The sequence below is a fragment of the Bradyrhizobium sp. 1 genome, assembly GCF_023073315.1.
Taxonomy (GTDB): domain Bacteria; phylum Pseudomonadota; class Alphaproteobacteria; order Rhizobiales; family Xanthobacteraceae; genus Bradyrhizobium.
Map to the genome: position 1 here is coordinate 260,928 of NZ_JADPJH010000010.1, position 17,300 is coordinate 278,227.

The window sequence follows — 17,300 nt, forward strand, 5'->3', positions numbered from 1 at the left end:
CGCATGCCCCGGAAGCGTATCACGGCACCAGCTTGTAGCCACCGGCTTCCGTGACCAGGATTTCCGGGTTGGCGGCATCCTTCTCGATCTTCTGGCGGAGCCGGTAGATGTGGGTTTCCAGCGTGTGGGTGGTGACACCGGAATTGTAGCCCCAGACCTCCTGGAGCAGGGTCTCGCGCGAGACCGGCATCTGGCCGGCCCGGTAGAGGAAGCGGAGGATGGCGGTTTCCTTCTCGGTGAGGCGAACCTTGCGCGCATTGGCCGCGGTCAGCATCTTCGAGCCCGGACGGAAGGAATAGGGGCCGACCGAGAACACCGCGTCCTCGCTGGCTTCGTGCTGGCGAAGCTGGGCGCGGATGCGAGCCAGCAGCACGGCGAAGCGGAACGGCTTTGCGACATAGTCGTTGGCGCCGGATTCCAGGCCCAAAATCGTGTCGGAATCGGTGTCGTGGCCGGTCAGCATGATGATCGGGGCCTTGAACCCGCCCTTGCGCAAGGACCGGACAACTTCACGGCCGTCGGTGTCGGGCAGGCCGACATCCATCAGGACGAGATCGGGAGAATTGGCCTTTGCGGCGCTCGCGCCCTTGGCGCCGGTATCGACGGCGGAGGCTTCGAATTCTTCGTGCAGCGATAATTGCTCCACCAACGTGTCGCGCAGATCGGTATCGTCATCCACGATCAGGATCTTGCGGGCATTGGCCATGGGGTATCATCCTTTTGGAGTCCGGCTCGGCGCGCATGCATGCCGCGCCCAGCCGCGAGGGGAAGTTTAGGGGAGTCGCCGTTATTATTGTTGTTCGTGTTGAAGTAGTGGGCTGTTACCGATTCACAAGCCAGAACCACTCTAACTCAGAATAGCAGGGCGCCTTGATGAATGTCCTGTAATGAATTCGACATCGCACGTTCACATGAAAAACAAAGCTGTGTCAGTTAGTTATACCATGAAACGAGGCTCCGGACCATTATCCGCGATCCGCGTTAAGGCTGCCGCCGGGAATCCACGCCGGGGTTGGCTGACCGCGGGAGCGCTGACGATCCCGGTGGCGCTGGGGCGTGGCGGCATTTTGGCGAACAAGCGCGAGGGCGATGGCGGCACGCCCAGGGGCAGTTTTCGCCCCAGGCAATTGTGGTGGCGGGGCGACCGGCATAGCCGCCCGCAGACTTTTCTACCGGCGAAGGCCATCGGCGACACCGACGCCTGGTGCGAGGACCCCAGCGACCGCCATTATAATCAGGCTATCCGGCTCGACCGGGAGCAGGGCGGCGACCGGCTCAAGCGGGCCGACCAACTCTATGACTTCATCATCGAAATCGACCACAACACCCGGCCACGCATTGCCGGCCGCGGCAGCGCCGTATTCCTGCATCTGGCGCGCGACAATTTCGGGCCGACCGCGGGTTGCGTCTCCATGACCAAGGCGGCGATGCTCCAACTGCTGCGGCGGCTGGGACCCAAAACAAAAATCATCATCGGGTGAGGACACATGCTGGACAAGGATCAGATTGCCGCCGCATCGCGCGTGCTCGTCCAGCATTGGCGCGACGGCACCAAGATTGACGCGCTGGAAAGAAATCTGCGGCCGCAGAGCCGCGCTGATGGTTATGCGATCCAGGCCGTCCTTGAGAACCAATCGCCCGGAAAGCTGTTCGGCTGGAAGATCGCGGCGACGAGCGAGGCCGGACAGAAGCACATCAATGTCGCGGGCCCGCTGGCCGGTCGCATCATGAGCGATAGCGTGATCGCCGACGGCGGCACCGCGTCGATGAAGGGCAACGAGATGCGTGTCGGCGAGCCTGAGTTCGCCTTCCGCATGGGCCGCGATCTGCCGCCGCGCGCGGCACCGCACACTGTCGACGAGGTGCTGGCCGCCGTCGACACCTTGCATCCTGCGATCGAGATTCCGGATTCGCGCTTTGCCGACTTCGCCAGCGCCGGCGAGGCGCAACTCATTGCCGACCAGGCCTGCGCGCATCTGTTCGTGCTGGGTGCGCCGACAATTGCGAACTGGCGCGCGATGGATCTCGTCGAGGAGCAGCCGCGGATCACGCTACGCGGCCAGCACTATCTCGGCCATGGCAAGAACGTGCTTGGCGATCCCCGAATTGCCTTGGCCTGGCTTGCCAACGAGCTGCGCGGGCTCGGCATCACCTTGCGGGCAGGGGAGGTGGTGACGACAGGCACATGCCATCCGCCGCTGACGATCCAGGCCGGCGATCATTTTGCGGTGGACTTTGGGGTGTTGGGGAAGGTGTCGGTGGCGTTCGCGTAAGTCGCCTCATCCGTCATTGCGGGAAGCCCTTGCGACGAAGCAATCCAGACTGTCTCCGCGGAACGATTCTGACTTGCTTCGCCGCGCTCGCAACGACGAACTCGATAGTGGTTGCCGGGCACGCCCCTCGCTAACGGCGATCATCGGTGCCCGAAGATCGCGCTCCCCACACGGACATGGGTGGCACCCAACATGATGGCTGTGGCGAAATCCGCGCTCATGCCCATCGAGAGCTTCTTCAACCCGTTACGCTCCGCGATCTTGGCGGTCAGCGCGAAATGGGCCGCCGGCGGCTCGTCGACCGGCGGGATGCACATCAACCCGGAAATCGTCAGCCCATAGGTATCGCGGCAGCTCGCGAGGAAGGCATCGGCCTGATCGGGAGCGACGCCGGCCTTCTGCGCTTCTTCGCCGATGTTGATTTGGACGAACAGTTCCGGGTGCTTTTTCTGGGATTCGATTTCTTTGGCTAACGCCTGGCAAATGCTCGGACGGTCAACCGAATGGATGGCGTCGAACAGCGCCACCGCCTCTTTCGCCTTGTTGGATTGCAGCGGCCCGATCAGATGCAGCGCGATACCGGAGTAAACAGACGTTAACGCTGGCCATTTGCCTTTGGCCTCCTGCACCCGATTCTCGCCAAATACACGCTGTCCGGCGGCGACGACCGGGGTAATTGCATCCGCGTCGAATGTTTTCGACACCGCGATCAGCGTGACGGAGGCGCGATCGCGACGCGCTTCCTTGCAGGCACGTGCAATCTCGGCCTCGACCGCGGCGAGCGCGTTTGGTGAATGGCCGGTTATCGGCGCGGTGTTTTCTTCTGTCATGACGTCGGATCGGATTGGATTGTTGCGGAGCTAGTTCTAATTTTACCGAGTTCAAGAAAGAGTTTTTGAACCCTTCGCTTTACCTTAGCCCGCGGGGTGGGCAGCGAATATGGCAAAACTCAGTTTCAACCGCAAACGAGCGAAACTCAAGCAGGTTCTCGGAATCCGGGCGCGGCTTGCGTTGCTCGCGGTGATTCTGGTGACGCCCTTGATGTTCGAGCGCATCCGTTCACTCGAGGATACGCGCGCGAAGCAAATCGCGCAGGCCGCGGCCGAATTCACCACCGTCGCAAGGCACAGCGCCGATGCCCAGCGCGAGGTGATCTCGTCGGTCGAGACCATCCTGAAATCGGAAGCCTTCATCCGCGCCTCCGCCGGCGGCATCAGCAAGAGCTGCGACGTGCTGCGCGCCAGCCTGCCGTCGAACCTGCCCTGGATCCGCACGCTGTTGATCGCCGGCCAGGATGGCCGCATCCAGTGCGCCACCAACAACATGTATGTCGGCCTCGATCTCAGCGACCGGCCGTACTTCCAGCAGGCGCAGGAAACCGGCCGTTTCGTGCTGAGCGACTTCATCCTGTCGCGGCCGGTGCCGTCGCCGACCGTCATGGCGGTCTATCCGGTGTCCGCGTTCAGCGGCGTCGCGGACGCCGTCGTGCTCGCCACCGTGAACCTCGACTGGATGTCGAAGGTCATGAACAATCTCGGCGGCCGCGCCGGCATCACCGCCGTGCTGGTCGACAGCGCCGGCACCGTGCTCGCCGCACCGGCCGACCAGCACAGCGCGATCGGGCGTCCGCTCGACAACATGCCCCTGATGTCGGCGATCGCCGACAAGGCGCTGCGGTCGGACCAGGACGAAGGCTCGCTGTCTTTCCTCGCCGCCGACGGCTCCCGCCGCGCGGTCAGCTATATCCGCATCGCCGGCACCAATGCCCGCCTGATCGCCAGCATCGACGAGGACAAGGTGTCCGCGGCGGTGAGCCGCGACATCCGCACCGCCTATCTCCAGCTCGCCTTCGTCGTCGTGTTCGTCTTGCTCGGCGCGCTCATCGCGGCCGAGAAGCTCGTGATCAAGCCGATCGAGATGCTGGCCGACATGGCCAAACGTCTCGGCGAGGGCGATCTGTCGGCGCGCGCGGCGCGCAATCGCCTGCCGGCCGAGTTCGTGCCGCTGGCACGCGCCTTCAATGCGATGGCCGCACAGCTGAGCCAGCGCGAGCGCGAGCTGATCGCGAGCAATGACCGCCTGACCGTGATGGCCTCGATCGACATGCTGTCGGGCCTCGCCAACCGCCGCGGCTTCCAGAGCCGGCTCGACTTCGAATGGATGCGCGCGCAGCAATATAGCAGCGACCTCGCTCTGCTGATGATCGACGTCGACCATTTCAAGCTGTTCAACGACACCTACGGCCATCTCGAAGGCGATTCCTGTCTGACCAGGCTCGGCGAATCGCTCTCCGGCATCGCCGCCGACACGATGGGCTTTGCGGCGCGCTATGGCGGCGAGGAATTCTGCCTGCTGCTGCCGAACACCGATGTGCACCGCGCCGTCGAGATCGGCGAGCTGGTGCGCGCGGCCGTGCTGAGGCTTTGTCTGCCGCACATCACCTCCGCCCACATGATCGTCACGGTTTCCATCGGCGTCGCCGCGACGAAGCCGAATGAGAGCCTGCGCCCCGGCGACCTGATCGAAGCCGCCGACGCCGCGCTCTACGCCGCAAAGCACCGCGGCCGCAACAACGTCGTCGAGCACGGCATCATGGTGATCGACAACGGCGCCGCCGCAATCGCGATGGCGGGCTGATCTTCAACCAAGAACGGTGCTGTCTTCACCTCTCCCCGTAAGAAAGGGGGCGACGGAGCGCACCGTCGTCGGCAGCTAGCCCGCAGCCCCAGCGCGATCAAGCTCAACTTCCGTCATCACAAGATTGCGGCCGCCGCCCTTGGCGAGATAGAGCGCGCGGTCGCAGCGCTCGATGAGATCGGCGATCGCTTCACCGGAACGATACTGCGCCACGCCGATCGACACGCTGATATTGGGCAGGATTTCGCCGGTCGAGCGGCGCGTGATCGTGCATTCGGCAATCGCGTGCCTGATGCGCTCGGCGAGCTCGGCGCAAGTGGCAAGATCAGCGCCCGGCATCACGGCGATCAGCTCCTCGCCGCCATAGCGGGCCGGCAGATCCTGTTCGCGAACCTTTTCGCGCAGCACCTTCGCCATCAGGCGCAGCACCTGGTCGCCGACACCATGGCCGAAATCGTCGTTGAAGGTCTTGAAGTGATCGATGTCGAGCAAGAGCACGCTGAGCGGCTCGCCCCAGTCCGCAGTCAGCTGCGCCTTGCGCAGGAATTCATCGAGCGCCCGCCGGTTCGCCAGCCCCGTCAGCGTGTCGGTCCGCGCGCGCTCCTCGGATTTGGAAAGCGAATCCCTGATGACGTCGAGCTCGCGGGCTTTTCAGCAAAGCCCGCCTCCAGATGCGTCGCCCGCGTGGCGGCGCGGGCGAGCTCGTCCATGAGCTGGGCGACCAGCGCCTTCGGGTCGACACCGGCCTTGCCCTGGTCAGCGACCTCGCTGATCGCCTGCATTTGCGAATGGTTGTCCGCGATCGCGGTCGCCAGAAACTCCTTTGCGGCGCCCATCAGGGCATGCAGCCGCTCCGACGTCCCGACGGTAGCTGCCTGGGGCGCGACATAGGTCTCGAACAGATCCTGATTGGTCCTGATATCGAAGGGACGGTTGTGGTCGATCAGGAGATCGATGGCGTTGCGCAAATCGTCATGGCTGCCTGCGAAATATTGGAACCAGACGGCAAAATTGGTCGGCGTCGGCGGAATCCGCTGTTCGGCCATGCTCCGCACTGCCCGTCCTGCAATGGACGCGGCATAGTCGTAATCGAGATCGTCGAAACCTGAATCCATCGCCTGGCGGGTGCTGTTGCCAGCCAACCTCGCACCGACCCCTTAACCCGATCCCAATAGGCCGCTCCGTACTTTTGCGGACCAGCATTGCCGGGGCGCCGCAACCTGCGGCAACCCATTGACCCCCCGAGGACTTCTATGGCCTAGTCCGCCGTCTTTAGACGGCCGAATCCACGAAAACCCAACGATTCCATGACCTCCGAACGCTACAACGCCCGTGACGCCGAACCGCGCTGGCAGGCTGCCTGGGACCAGCAGGCGATCTTCGTCTCGAAGAACGACGATTCGCGGCCGAAATATTATGTGCTCGAGATGTTCCCGTACCCGTCCGGGCGCATCCATATCGGCCATGTCCGCAATTACACGCTCGGCGACGTGCTGGCTCGCTTCAAGCGCGCCAAGGGGTTCAACGTGCTGCACCCGATGGGCTGGGACGCCTTCGGCCTGCCCGCCGAGAACGCTGCCATCGAGCGCAAGGTCGCGCCAAAAGCCTGGACCTACGACAACATCGCCGCGATGAAGAAGCAGCTCCGCTCGATCGGGCTGTCGCTGGACTGGTCCCGCGAATTCGCGACCTGCGACCCCAGCTACTACAAGCATCAGCAGAAGATGTTTTTGGACATGCTCGGCGCTGGCCTCGCCGAGCGCGAGAAGCGCAAGCTCAACTGGGATCCGGTCGACATGACCGTGCTCGCCAACGAGCAGGTGATCGACGGCCGCGGCTGGCGCTCCGGAGCCGTTGTCGAACAGCGCGAGATGAGCCAGTGGGTCTTCAAGATCACGAAGTACTCGCAGGAGCTGCTGGACGCACTCGACGGGCTGGACCGCTGGCCCGACAAGGTGCGGCTGATGCAGCGCAACTGGATCGGCCGGTCCGAGGGTCTGCTGGTGCGCTTCGCGCTGGATCAGGCGACCACGCCCGCCGGCGAGAGCGAGCTGAAGATTTTCACGACGCGACCGGACACGCTGTTCGGCGCGAAGTTCATGGCGATCTCGTCGGACCATCCGCTGGCGCAGGCGGCCGCTGCGAAGAACCCGAAGCTTGCGGAGTTCATCGCCGACATCAAGAAGATCGGCACCGCACAGTCGATCATTGACACCGCGGAGAAGCAGGGTTTTGACACCGGCATCCGCGCGGTGCATCCGTTCGATCCGAGCTGGAAGCTGCCGGTCTATGTCGCCAACTTCGTGCTGATGGAATACGGCACCGGCGCCATCTTCGGCTGCCCCGCGCATGACCAGCGCGACCTCGACTTCGTCAACAAGTACGGTCTCGGCAACATTCCGGTCGTATGCCCCGAGGGCCAGGATCCCAAGACCTTCGTCATCACCGACACCGCCTATGACGGTGACGGCCGCATGATCAATTCGCGCTTCCTCGACGGCATGACCATCGATCAGGCCAAGGACGAGGTCGCAAAGCGGCTGGAAAACGAGCTGCGCGGCAACATGCCGGTCGGCGAGCGCCAGGTGAATTTCCGCCTGCGCGATTGGGGCATTTCGCGCCAGCGCTATTGGGGCTGCCCGATTCCGGTGATCCACTGTCCGAAGTGCGACGTGGTGCCGGTGCCGGATGCCGACCTGCCGGTGGTGCTGCCCGAGGACGTGAGCTTCGACAAGCCGGGTAACGCGCTCGACCATCATCCGACCTGGAAGCACGTCACCTGCCCGAAATGCGGCGGCAAGGCGCAGCGCGAAACCGACACGATGGACACCTTCGTGGATTCGTCCTGGTATTTTGCGCGCTTCACCGATCCCTGGAACGAGAACGCACCGACCACGCCCCCGGTGGCCAACCGGATGCTGCCGGTCGACCAGTATATCGGGGGCGTCGAGCACGCGATCCTGCATCTGCTCTACAGCCGCTTCTTCACGCGCGCGATGAAAGCAACCGGGCATATCGCGCTGGACGAGCCGTTTGCCGGCATGTTCACGCAGGGCATGGTGGTGCACGAGACCTACCAGAAGGCCGACGGCAGCTGGGTGCAGCCAGCCGAGGTGAAGATCGAGGTCGGCGGTAACGGCCGCCGCGCGACGCTGCTCAGCACAGGCGAAGACATCCAGATCGGCGCGATCGAGAAGATGTCCAAGTCGAAGAAGAACACGGTCGACCCCGACGACATCATCGCGACCTACGGCGCCGACGTCGCCCGCTGGTTCATGCTGTCGGACTCCCCGCCCGACCGCGACGTGATCTGGAGCGACGAGCGCGTCCAGGGCGCCTCGCGCTTCGTGCAGCGGCTATGGCGGCTGGTGAACGATGCCGTGGAACTCGGCAAGGCGCCGGCGGCCCGGCCAACTTCATTCGGTCCGGACGCGTTACTCCTGCGCAAGGCCACCCATGGCGCGCTCGACAAGGTCACCACCGGCGTCGAGCGGCTGCACTTCAACGTCTGCCTCGCCCATATCCGCGAATTCACGAATACGTTCTCGGAGGTGCTCCAGCGCCCCGGCCAGCCTGCTCCAGATTTGGCTTGGGCGATCCGCGAAGCCAGCCAGATCCTGGTCCAGCTGTTCTCCCCGATGATGCCGCATCTGGCCGAGGAGTGCTGGCAGGTGCTGGGTCACTCCGGGCTGGTTTCGGAGGCCAATTGGCCCCAAATCGAACGCGATTTGCTGGTTGAAGACGCTGTGACCCTGGTGGTTCAGGTCAACGGCAAGAAGCGGGGTGAGGTCACAGTTGCAACAGCGGCCCAGAATCCGGAAATCGAGGCTGCCGTTTTGGCCCTCGATGCGGTAAAGCTGGCCCTGGACGGCAAGCCCGTCCGCAAGGTGATCATCGTCCCCAAGAGGATCGTGAATGTTGTCGGCTAGGATCCGCATCGCAGCCCGCTTGCTGGCGGTCGCCGTTCTGGCGGCGCTGACGGCCGGCTGCTTCCAGCCGATGTATGCCGAGCACACCGACGGCACGCCTGGCCTCCGCGAGAAGCTGATGGGCGTCGAGCTGCCGCCGATCGACAAGGCGAACGCCTCCCGCGAGGCCCGTGTCGGCGTCGAGGTCCGCAACGCCCTGGCCTTCAAGCTCTATGGCACGGCCACCGGCATGCCGCCGACCCATCGCCTGGTGATCCGATTCAATTCCAGCAGATCGTCCTTGATCGTCGATCCCAGCACCGGCCTGCCGACCAGTGAAAACTACGGTATCGACTGCCAGTACAATTTGATCGAGGTTGTGAGCGGCAAGTCGGTGATGACCGGCACGACGTTCTCGCGCCTGTCCTATGACATGCCCGGCTCCTACCAGCGCTTCGCCCGCAACCGCGCCGTGCGCGATGCGGAGGATCGTGCCGCCAACGAGATCGCCGAGAACATCAATACCCGGCTCGCCTCGTTCTTCACCGCGGGCACTTAGTTCAGTTCATTCCCGTCTCATCTCGGGGCGCCCGCAAGGCGGCCCCGGATGACGCGCTTGAGGCGGCATGGTCGCGCTACGCGGAAAAGAGATCGACACCTTCCTCGCCCGCCCAGATGCGGGCCGACCGATCATCCTGCTCTACGGTCCCGACGCCGGCCTCGTGCGTGAGCGCGCCGATGCGCTGATCGCCTCGGCCGTCGACGATCCCAACGATCCCTTCTCGCTTGTAAAACTCGACGGCGACGAGCTCTCCGCCGAGCCATCGCGCCTCGTCGACGAGGCCATGACGGTGCCGCTGTTCGGCGGCCGCCGCGCCATTCGCATCCGCGCCGGCTCGCGCAGCTTTGCCAGCGGCGTCGACACGCTGGCGGAGATGGGTGTGAAGGATTGCCGCATCGTGATCGAGGCCGGCGAGCTGCGCCCGGAATCGCCGCTGCGCAAAGCCTGCGAGAAGGCCAAGGCGGCCGTGGCGATCGGCTGCTATCCCGACACCGAGCGCGACCTCGCCAAGCTGATGGAAGACGAACTCCGTATCGCCAATCTGCGCATCGCGCAGGATGCCCGCGCCGCGCTGATGTCGTTCCTCGGCGGCGACCGCCAGGCCTCGCGCAACGAGCTGCGCAAGCTCACGCTCTACGCCCACGGCAAGGGCGAGATCACGCTGGATGACGTGATGGCCGTGGTTGCGGACGCATCCGAGCTGAAGCTCGATCCGATCGTCGACGGCGCCTTCGCCGGCCGGCCTGATATCGTCGAGACCGAATTCGCCAAGGCCATGATCGCGGGCACCTATCCCGGCGTGATCATCTCCGCGGCACAGCGCCAGGCCGCGTGGCTGCACAAATCGGCGCTTGCGATCGCCGACGGCACGCCGGCGTCCACTGTGCTCGACGGTGGTTATCCGCGCCTGCATTTTTCACGAAAGCCCGCGGTCGAAACCGCGCTGCGCAATTTCAGCGTGGCGCGGCTCGCAGGAATCATCGAGCAGCTTGCGACCGCCGCGCTCGACACCCGCAAGCAATCGACACTGGCCGCCGCCATCGCCCAGCGCACGCTGATGGCGATCGCCGCGAATGCGAAGCGGCGGGGCTAAGCCCTACGAGTCGACGCGGTTACAGCGCGCCTTTCGCCAGCCGCTTCATCACTTCGTCGAGCTGATCGAGGTTGCGGTAGTTGATCTGCACCGAGCCGCCGGGGTCGCGGTGACTGACGGTGACCTTGAGGCCGAGCGCGTCGCTGACGCGCTTTTCGAGGTCGACCGTATCGGGGTCCTTTTCCTTGCCTCCGGTGGCGCGCGCTTTTTGCGGCTTGCGCTCCGGCACGCCCTCTTCATGCGCGAGCGCTTCGGCCTGGCGGACGTTGAGGCCCTCCTCGACGATGCGCTTGGCGGCGGCGAGCGGATCCGGCACGCCGATCAACGCGCGGGCGTGACCGGCGGTCAACTGGCCCTCCGCGACGAATGCTTGCACCTCGGCCGGCAACTTCGTCAGCCGCATCATGTTGGCGACATGGCTGCGGCTCTTGCCGACGACTTTTGCGATATCGTCCTGGCTGCGTTTGAACTCGTTGGCAAGCGCGTGATAACCCTGCGCTTCTTCCATCGGGTTGAGGTCTTCGCGCTGCACGTTCTCGACGATCGCGAACTCGAGCGCATCGCTGTCGCTGATGTCGACGGGAACGATCGGCACCTCGTGGAGGCCGGCCATTTGCGAGGCGCGCCAGCGCCGCTCGCCGGCGATGATCTCGAAACGGTCCTGCGCGCCCTTCACCGGACGCACCACGATCGGCTGGATCACGCCGTGCTGCTTGATGGAGTCGGAGAGCTCCTTGAGCTCGGTTTCCGAAAAAGTGCGACGGGGATTGCGCGGATTGGGCTTGATGAATTCGATCGGCACCTTGCGCTGCGCGCGCGGACGATCGACATGCTGCGCCTCGCCGCCGACATCACCGATCAGACTTGCAAGACCCCGGCCCAGTCGCGAACGCGCTTCGTCGGCCATCGCCAGCTCCCTTGGATTCACGGTGCAGCACTCCAGAACTGAATTGTCGTAACTTGTAGGATCGTAGGGTGGGTTAGCCCTGCAGATGCGCCTCGCATCTGCTCGGCGTAACCCACCTCTTCTGTTTCCGCGGAGATAGACAGTGGTGGGTTACGCCTTCGGCTAACCCACCCTACGCACCTCTGTTGGATCAATGCGTGACGCGCAGCTCGCGCTCGCGCTGGATCACTTCCGTGGCGAGCCGCAGATAGGCTTCGCTGCCGACGCATTTGAGATCGTAGACCAGCACCGGCTTGCCGTAGGACGGCGCTTCCGAGATGCGCACATTGCGCGGGATCATGGTCTTGTAGACCTTCTCGCCCATGAACTGCCTGACGTCGGCGACGACCTGGTTCGAGAGGTTGTTGCGCGAGTCGAACATGGTCAGCACGATGCCGTGGATCGACAGGTTCGGGTTGAGCGTCGAGCGCACCTGCTCCACCGTCTGCAGCAACTGCGACAGGCCTTCGAGCGCGAAGAACTCACATTGCAGCGGCACCAGGATCGCATCGGACGCAGCCATCGCGTTCACGGTGATCAGGTTGAGCGAAGGCGGACAGTCAATCAGCACGTAGGTGTAATCGGCGTCCGGGGAGACGTTGTTGTTCAGCGTGCTGATCGCGTCACGCAGCTTGTAGGCACGACCTGGCGTGGTGCCGAGCTCGAGCTCGAGGCCGGAGAGGTCCATGGTCGAAGGCGCGATGTGCAGCCGCGGTACTGCAGTCAGCACCACCGCCTCGCGCAACGAGGCTTCGCCCACCAGAACGTCATAGGTGGAGCAGGAACGGTTGCGGCGATCGATGCCGAGACCGGTCGAGGCGTTGCCCTGCGGGTCGAGATCGACGATCAGAACGCGCTCGCCAATCGCCGCGAGCGCCGTGCCGAGATTGATCGCAGTGGTTGTTTTTCCCACACCGCCCTTTTGATTCGCCAGCGCGAGGATGCGCGGGTGCCCCTGCGGGACCTCAGCCTTGTCTTGGTCGGCCTGTCCTTGCTGCGGTTCGTCAATCACGGTCATCGCCAATTCCCCACTCAACCCCTGAACGTCTCACCCGCGCCGTTCAACTGAAGTCAGCTCGACGATCCAACCATCGCCGGTACGGCTTCGGTGGAGCTGCGGCTGAATATTCCAATATTTAGCGGCTTCGGTCAATTCAGCCTCTACATCTTGACCCTTGAGAAACAACGCCTTTGCACCTTGGCGCATCAGCGGCTCCGCAAAGCCGATCAGTTGATGTAGCGGAGCCAGCGCGCGGGCGGTGACGCAATCGACAGGGCCGGTGATTCTATCCACATTATCCCCGATCTCAGCGAGATGTACGACTCCCGGAGATGTGGTGACGCGGATCGCTTCGCGCAAAAACGCGGCCTTCTTGGCGATTCGCTCGACGAGGTGGACGCGGGCATCTGGCGTCCCAGCCAGGACGCAGGCGAGCACGACGCCGGGAAAGCCGCCGCCGCTGCCGAGGTCGGCCCAGCGCTTTGCAGCTGGTGCGAGGTCGACGAGCTGAAGCGAGTCGGCGATGTGCCGGGTCCAGAGGTGCGGCAAGGTCGAGGGCGCGACGAGATTGGTCTTGGCCTGCCACTCCCGCAGCAGCGCGATGTAGCGATCGAGGCGGGCTTCCGTTTCATGTGAAACGGGCGCGAGCTTCAACGCCTCGCGCTTGTCGGCGGCGATGATGGCATCCAGCGACTGATCGTTGGCACTGGCCTTGTCGATCTTCGGTCTGGCCGGCGCTGCTTCGGGTTGGCGAGCGGCGCCCTCGCCCGCTCCGGGTCGTCGCAATAGCGGTCTATCCCCGCCGGATCCGCGCTGTTTCACGTGAAACGCCTATGCAATTGCCTTGGAAGTCTTCCGTGCCTCACGGCGGAGATAGGCTGCGAGGATGCCCAGCGCAGCCGGCGTCATGCCGTCGATTCGACCGGCCTGGCCGACCGTGAACGGCCGGGCCTTCTCGAGCTTGGCGCGAACCTCATTCGAGAGACCGGGGACGAGGCTGTAGTCGATCTCGGACAGCACCATCCCCTCGTCGCGCCGGAAGGCTTCGACGTCGGCGCTCTGGCGCTCCAGATAGACGTCGTATTTGGCGTCGATCTCGAGGTGGGTGGCGATAACAGGGTCGATGGTGGACAGCTCCGGCCAGATCGATCGGACCTGGCTCCAGCCAATGTCCGGATAGGCCATCAGCTCGAAGGCCGACCGGCGCTGGCCGTCCCGGTTCAGGGACAGGCCATGCTTGATCGCCTCGTTGGGGGTTATGGTCAGCGACTTCGACAGAGTCCGGGCCGCATCCAGCGCCACCATCTTGGCACGATGATGCTGGGTCCGGGCACTCCCAACGCATCCGAGCGCGATCCCCTTCTCTGTCAGGCGCTGATCGGCATTGTCGGCCCGCAGCGTCAGCCGGTATTCGGCCCTGGAGGTGAACATCCGATAGGGCTCGCTGATCCCGCGGGTGACGAGGTCATCGATCATCACCCCGAGATAGCCGTCGGCACGGTCGAATACCGTCAGCGCGGCACCACTCGCGGCCAGCGCGGCGTTCAGGCCGGCCACGATGCCCTGCCCGGCGGCCTCTTCGTATCCGGTGGTGCCGTTGATCTGCCCGGCCAGGAAGAGACCGCGCAAACGCTTGGTTTGGAGGGTCGGATCGAGCTCGCGGGGATCGATGTGGTCATATTCGATGGCGTAGCCCGGGCGGACCATCGTCACTCGCTCCAGGCCGGGGATGGTGGCGAGGATCGCGAGCTGGACCTCCTCCGGCAGCGAGGTCGAGATGCCGTTGGGATAGACCGTGCTGTCGTCGAGCCCTTCCGGCTCCAGGAAGATCTGGTGGCCGTCGCGGTCGCCAAAGCGGACGATCTTGTCCTCGATCGAGGGACAGTAGCGGGGACCGCTGCTCTTGATCTGGCCGGAGTACATCGGGGAGCGATGGACATTGGCCCGGATCACCTCATGGGTCGCGGAGGTCGTCCGGGTGATGCCGCACTGGATCTGCGGAGTCGTGATCCGCTCGGTCATGACCGAGAACGGCTCCGGCGGCTCGTCGCCGGGCTGCATCTCAACCGCGGACCAGTCGATCGTGCTGCCGTCCAGACGCGGCGGAGTGCCGGTCTTGAGCCGCCCAAGTGTGAAGCCGGCACGCTCGAAGGAGGCCGAAAGACCCATCGCGGGCGCCTCGCCGACCCGGCCGGCGGGCCAGTTCTTCTCACCGAGATGGATCAGACCACGCAGGAAGGTGCCGGTGGTAACGACCACCGCCCCTGCTTGAAGCTTCCGACCGTCTGCCAAACGCAATCCGGTCACCCGTCCCTCGACCACGATCAGCTCGTCGGCCTCGCCTTCGACGACGGAAAGACCCTCGGTCTCCAGGATCGCGGCCTGCATGGCGGCGGCATAGAGCTTTCGATCCGCCTGAGCACGGGGACCACGGACTGCAGGGCCCTTACGGCGATTGAGGACGCGAAACTGGATGCCGCCGGCATCGCCGACCCGACCCATCAAACCATCGAGCGCATCGACTTCACGGACCAGATGACCCTTGCCGAGACCGCCGATGGCGGGATTGCAGGACATCGCGCCGACGGTCGCGAAACGATGCGTCACCAGAGCGGTGGCCGCGCCCATCCGGGCAGACGCAGCCGCGGCCTCACAGCCGGCGTGGCCGCCGCCAATGACGATGACGTCGAAACTCTCTCGCTCTGTCCGCATGGGCGGAGTTCTATCCCACAGCGAAAAAAGCCGGAAGTGGAAACTGGGAGAGCGAGTGTTTCACGTGAAACGGGGTTGCCGCGGGTAGCAGAGTCATTTCTGCGAAAACAACTCCATGCACAGTAGAAAGGGCGTTGAAAAGGCTACTGTTTCACGAGAGACAAATTGCTCGCGCAGCACCGAATGATGTGAGCTGCTGATCAGAGGTCGCCGTTGCGAACTCCGTCATTGCGAGCGAGGCGAAGCAAGCCAGAATCCGACCGCGGGGGCAGCGTTGATTGCTTCGTCGCAAGGGCTCCTCGCAATGACGAGGCGCGGGCGTCGCTCTCAACCGTCACCTGCCGCCCAGGCCGATCGCCGCCAAGGCTGCAACGGCCCGGGATGTGAAATCGAAAGGCACTTGTTTCACGTGAAACAGCATAGAAAACGGCATCGTCGATGTTTCACGTGAAACACGAAGCAGTGGAACAAGCGCTAGTTCTACATTGAAGAACTAGCCCTACTTTCCGATACAGAATTTCTGGAAAATAGCTCCGAGGACGTCCTCGACGTCCACCCGGCCCAACAGCCGGCCCAAGGCATAGGCGGCGGCGCGCAACTCTTCGGCGGCCAGCTCTTCGCCCTCTTCTACAAGCTCCAGGCTCCGGCGCAAGCTGTCGGATGCCCGGCACAACAAGTCACGCTGACGGGTTCGAGTCACCACAGCGCCCTCACTCATCCCAAAGAACTCAGCCGCGAATTTCACGAGCGCCTCGACCAGATCGGGGATGCCATCGCCCCGGCCCGCCGAGATCCCGAACTCGCCACGCGGCCGGGCGCCTTCGGGTCCGCTCAGGTCGATCTTGTTGCGCACGATCCAGACCGAGCCGCCGGACCGATTAGCCTCACCGGACTTCCAGAGCGAGCGCATCGCCTCGGGATCGGCGGCCTGCGCGCCCTCGACCAGCCACAGCACGAGGTCGGCGTCTTCGGCGCGCGCCCGCGCCCGGCGCACACCTTCCTGTTCGACAGGATCATCAGTCTCGCGGATGCCGGCAGTGTCGATGACGGTAACGGGATAACCGTCAAGATCGAGCTGAACTTCGATGACATCGCGCGTGGTGCCGGCATGCGGCGAGACGATCGCGACCTCACGACGGGCCAGCTGATTCATGAGCGTAGACTTGCCGACATTCGGCTCGCCGGCGATCGCAACCACAAGGCCGTCACGCAGGCGCTCAGAATGTCCCTGTGTCGCAAGGACGTTTGCGATTTCGCCGTGCAGGGCTTTGATCGCCTTCACCGCCGGTGCCCTCAATTCCGCGGGCACATCGCCCTCGTCGGAAAAATCGATGCCGGCCTCGATCAGCGCCGAAGCCTCGATAATGCGCTCGCGCCAGTCGCGCGCGCGGTCCCCGAGCAGTCCTTGCAACTGGCGCAGCGCCTGGCGGCGTTGGCGGTCGGTGTCGGCGTGAATGAGATCGTCGAGGCCCTCGGCTTCGGTGAGGTCGAGCTTACCGTTCTCGAAGGCACGCCGCGTGAACTCGCCGGGCTCGGCCGCGCGCATATTCGGAATATTCGAAATGACAGCGAGGAGCGCCGAGAGTACCGCACGGCCGCCGTGAGCATGGAATTCGACGACGTCCTCGCCGGTCGCGCTTGCCGGCCCCGGAAACCAAAGCACGACCGAATCGTCGATCGGCTGACCGGCGCCGTCGCGGAGCAGCCGGCGGCTGGCCTGCCTTGGCGCCGGCAGCTTGCCCGCCAGGGTCGTCAGCACGAGACCAGCCTGCGGTCCGGACACGCGCACCACCGCGATCGCGCTCGGCGCACGGCCGGACGACAGCGCAAAGATGGTCTGGTCTCGCGGGTGCATGGCCTATTTGTCCGGCTGCCGCCGAAAAGGCAAACATCCGTTTCGATCAACGCGCGGTCGGGTTTTGTTGCAGCAAATCCCGCAGTAAGAGAGTTATGTTGCACCGCAATATATTGCAGCATTTTTGCTGCAGAATCCGTCTATCCAGGCGGCGCGCCTATCTAATGGGTCACATATTATATTTATACATCAATATGTTAACTCCCTTTCTGAGCTGGTGTCAGATTCCCAGCCATGCTGCACATTCGCTGCAGCAAAGCCGCACAACAAAAAGGGCGCCCGAAGGCGCCCTCTGATCTCTTGCTGCACCCCGG

Annotated in this window: 13 protein-coding genes and 1 pseudogene; 6 read left to right on the top strand and 8 right to left on the bottom strand. The window is 64.0% G+C overall.

The window, feature by feature from the left end; translation table 11 throughout:
- Positions 1 to 19: 19 nt before the first annotated feature.
- On the bottom strand, positions 20 to 706 hold the full coding sequence (locus tag IVB29_RS03875; RefSeq protein ID WP_008142830.1) for a response regulator: 687 nt from the start codon (positions 704 to 706) through the stop codon (positions 20 to 22).
- Between the two features lie 238 nt (positions 707 to 944).
- On the opposite strand from IVB29_RS03875, the gene IVB29_RS03880 reads away from it, so the two are divergent.
- Both IVB29_RS03880 and IVB29_RS03885 read left to right on the top strand, forming a co-directional pair.
- On the top strand, positions 945 to 1,481 hold the full coding sequence (locus tag IVB29_RS03880; protein WP_247502345.1) for a L,D-transpeptidase family protein: 537 nt from the start codon (positions 945 to 947) through the stop codon (positions 1,479 to 1,481).
- A 6-nt stretch (positions 1,482 to 1,487) separates the two neighbouring features.
- Positions 1,488 to 2,273, top strand: coding sequence for a fumarylacetoacetate hydrolase family protein (locus IVB29_RS03885; protein ID WP_247502067.1), 786 nt, complete (start codon positions 1,488 to 1,490; stop codon positions 2,271 to 2,273).
- Positions 2,274 to 2,413: 140 nt separating this feature from the next.
- On the opposite strand, the gene IVB29_RS03890 is transcribed toward IVB29_RS03885, so the two are convergent.
- Positions 2,414 to 3,103: a YggS family pyridoxal phosphate-dependent enzyme gene (locus IVB29_RS03890; protein WP_247502068.1), complete on the bottom strand. Its 690-nt coding sequence runs from the start codon at positions 3,101 to 3,103 to the stop codon at positions 2,414 to 2,416.
- Between the two features lie 109 nt (positions 3,104 to 3,212).
- On the opposite strand from IVB29_RS03890, the gene IVB29_RS03895 reads away from it, so the two are divergent.
- On the top strand, positions 3,213 to 4,910 hold the full coding sequence (locus IVB29_RS03895) for a diguanylate cyclase (RefSeq protein ID WP_247502069.1): 1,698 nt from the start codon (positions 3,213 to 3,215) through the stop codon (positions 4,908 to 4,910).
- Between the two features lie 75 nt (positions 4,911 to 4,985).
- On the opposite strand, the pseudogene IVB29_RS03900 reads toward IVB29_RS03895, so the two are convergent.
- A pseudogene (locus IVB29_RS03900) lies at positions 4,986 to 6,025 on the bottom strand (GGDEF domain-containing protein).
- A gap of 192 nt (positions 6,026 to 6,217) precedes the next feature.
- Between IVB29_RS03900 and leuS the strand changes: the two are divergent.
- From leuS to holA, 3 genes are all read left to right on the top strand, one after another.
- Positions 6,218 to 8,839, top strand: a complete 2,622-nt coding sequence (gene leuS, locus IVB29_RS03905; protein ID WP_247502070.1) for a leucine--tRNA ligase — start codon at positions 6,218 to 6,220, stop codon at positions 8,837 to 8,839.
- Positions 8,826 to 9,377, top strand: coding sequence for an LPS assembly lipoprotein LptE (locus tag IVB29_RS03910; protein WP_247502071.1), 552 nt, complete (start codon positions 8,826 to 8,828; stop codon positions 9,375 to 9,377). The genes leuS and IVB29_RS03910 overlap by 14 nt, the downstream gene beginning before the upstream one ends.
- Positions 9,378 to 9,444: 67 nt before the next feature.
- The gene (holA, locus tag IVB29_RS03915; RefSeq protein WP_247502072.1) at positions 9,445 to 10,473 is read left to right on the top strand and encodes a DNA polymerase III subunit delta; all 1,029 of its coding nucleotides are present in this window, start codon (positions 9,445 to 9,447) and stop codon (positions 10,471 to 10,473) included.
- Positions 10,474 to 10,492: 19 nt separating this feature from the next.
- On the opposite strand, the gene IVB29_RS03920 is transcribed toward holA, so the two are convergent.
- From IVB29_RS03920 to mnmE, 5 genes are all read right to left on the bottom strand, one after another.
- A complete protein-coding gene (locus IVB29_RS03920; RefSeq protein WP_247502073.1) occupies positions 10,493 to 11,380 on the bottom strand; it encodes a ParB/RepB/Spo0J family partition protein in 888 nt (295 codons plus the stop codon).
- A gap of 190 nt (positions 11,381 to 11,570) precedes the next feature.
- Positions 11,571 to 12,437 (bottom strand): ParA family protein, encoded by an 867-nt coding sequence (locus tag IVB29_RS03925; protein WP_247502074.1) that lies wholly within the window; start codon positions 12,435 to 12,437, stop codon positions 11,571 to 11,573.
- A gap of 30 nt (positions 12,438 to 12,467) precedes the next feature.
- Positions 12,468 to 13,109, bottom strand: coding sequence for a 16S rRNA (guanine(527)-N(7))-methyltransferase RsmG (rsmG, locus tag IVB29_RS03930; RefSeq protein WP_247502346.1), 642 nt, complete (start codon positions 13,107 to 13,109; stop codon positions 12,468 to 12,470).
- A 141-nt stretch (positions 13,110 to 13,250) separates the two neighbouring features.
- Positions 13,251 to 15,131: a tRNA uridine-5-carboxymethylaminomethyl(34) synthesis enzyme MnmG gene (gene mnmG / locus IVB29_RS03935; RefSeq protein WP_247502075.1), complete on the bottom strand. Its 1,881-nt coding sequence runs from the start codon at positions 15,129 to 15,131 to the stop codon at positions 13,251 to 13,253.
- A gap of 499 nt (positions 15,132 to 15,630) precedes the next feature.
- On the bottom strand, positions 15,631 to 16,986 hold the full coding sequence (mnmE, locus tag IVB29_RS03940; protein WP_247502076.1) for a tRNA uridine-5-carboxymethylaminomethyl(34) synthesis GTPase MnmE: 1,356 nt from the start codon (positions 16,984 to 16,986) through the stop codon (positions 15,631 to 15,633).
- Positions 16,987 to 17,300 lie beyond the last annotated feature (314 nt).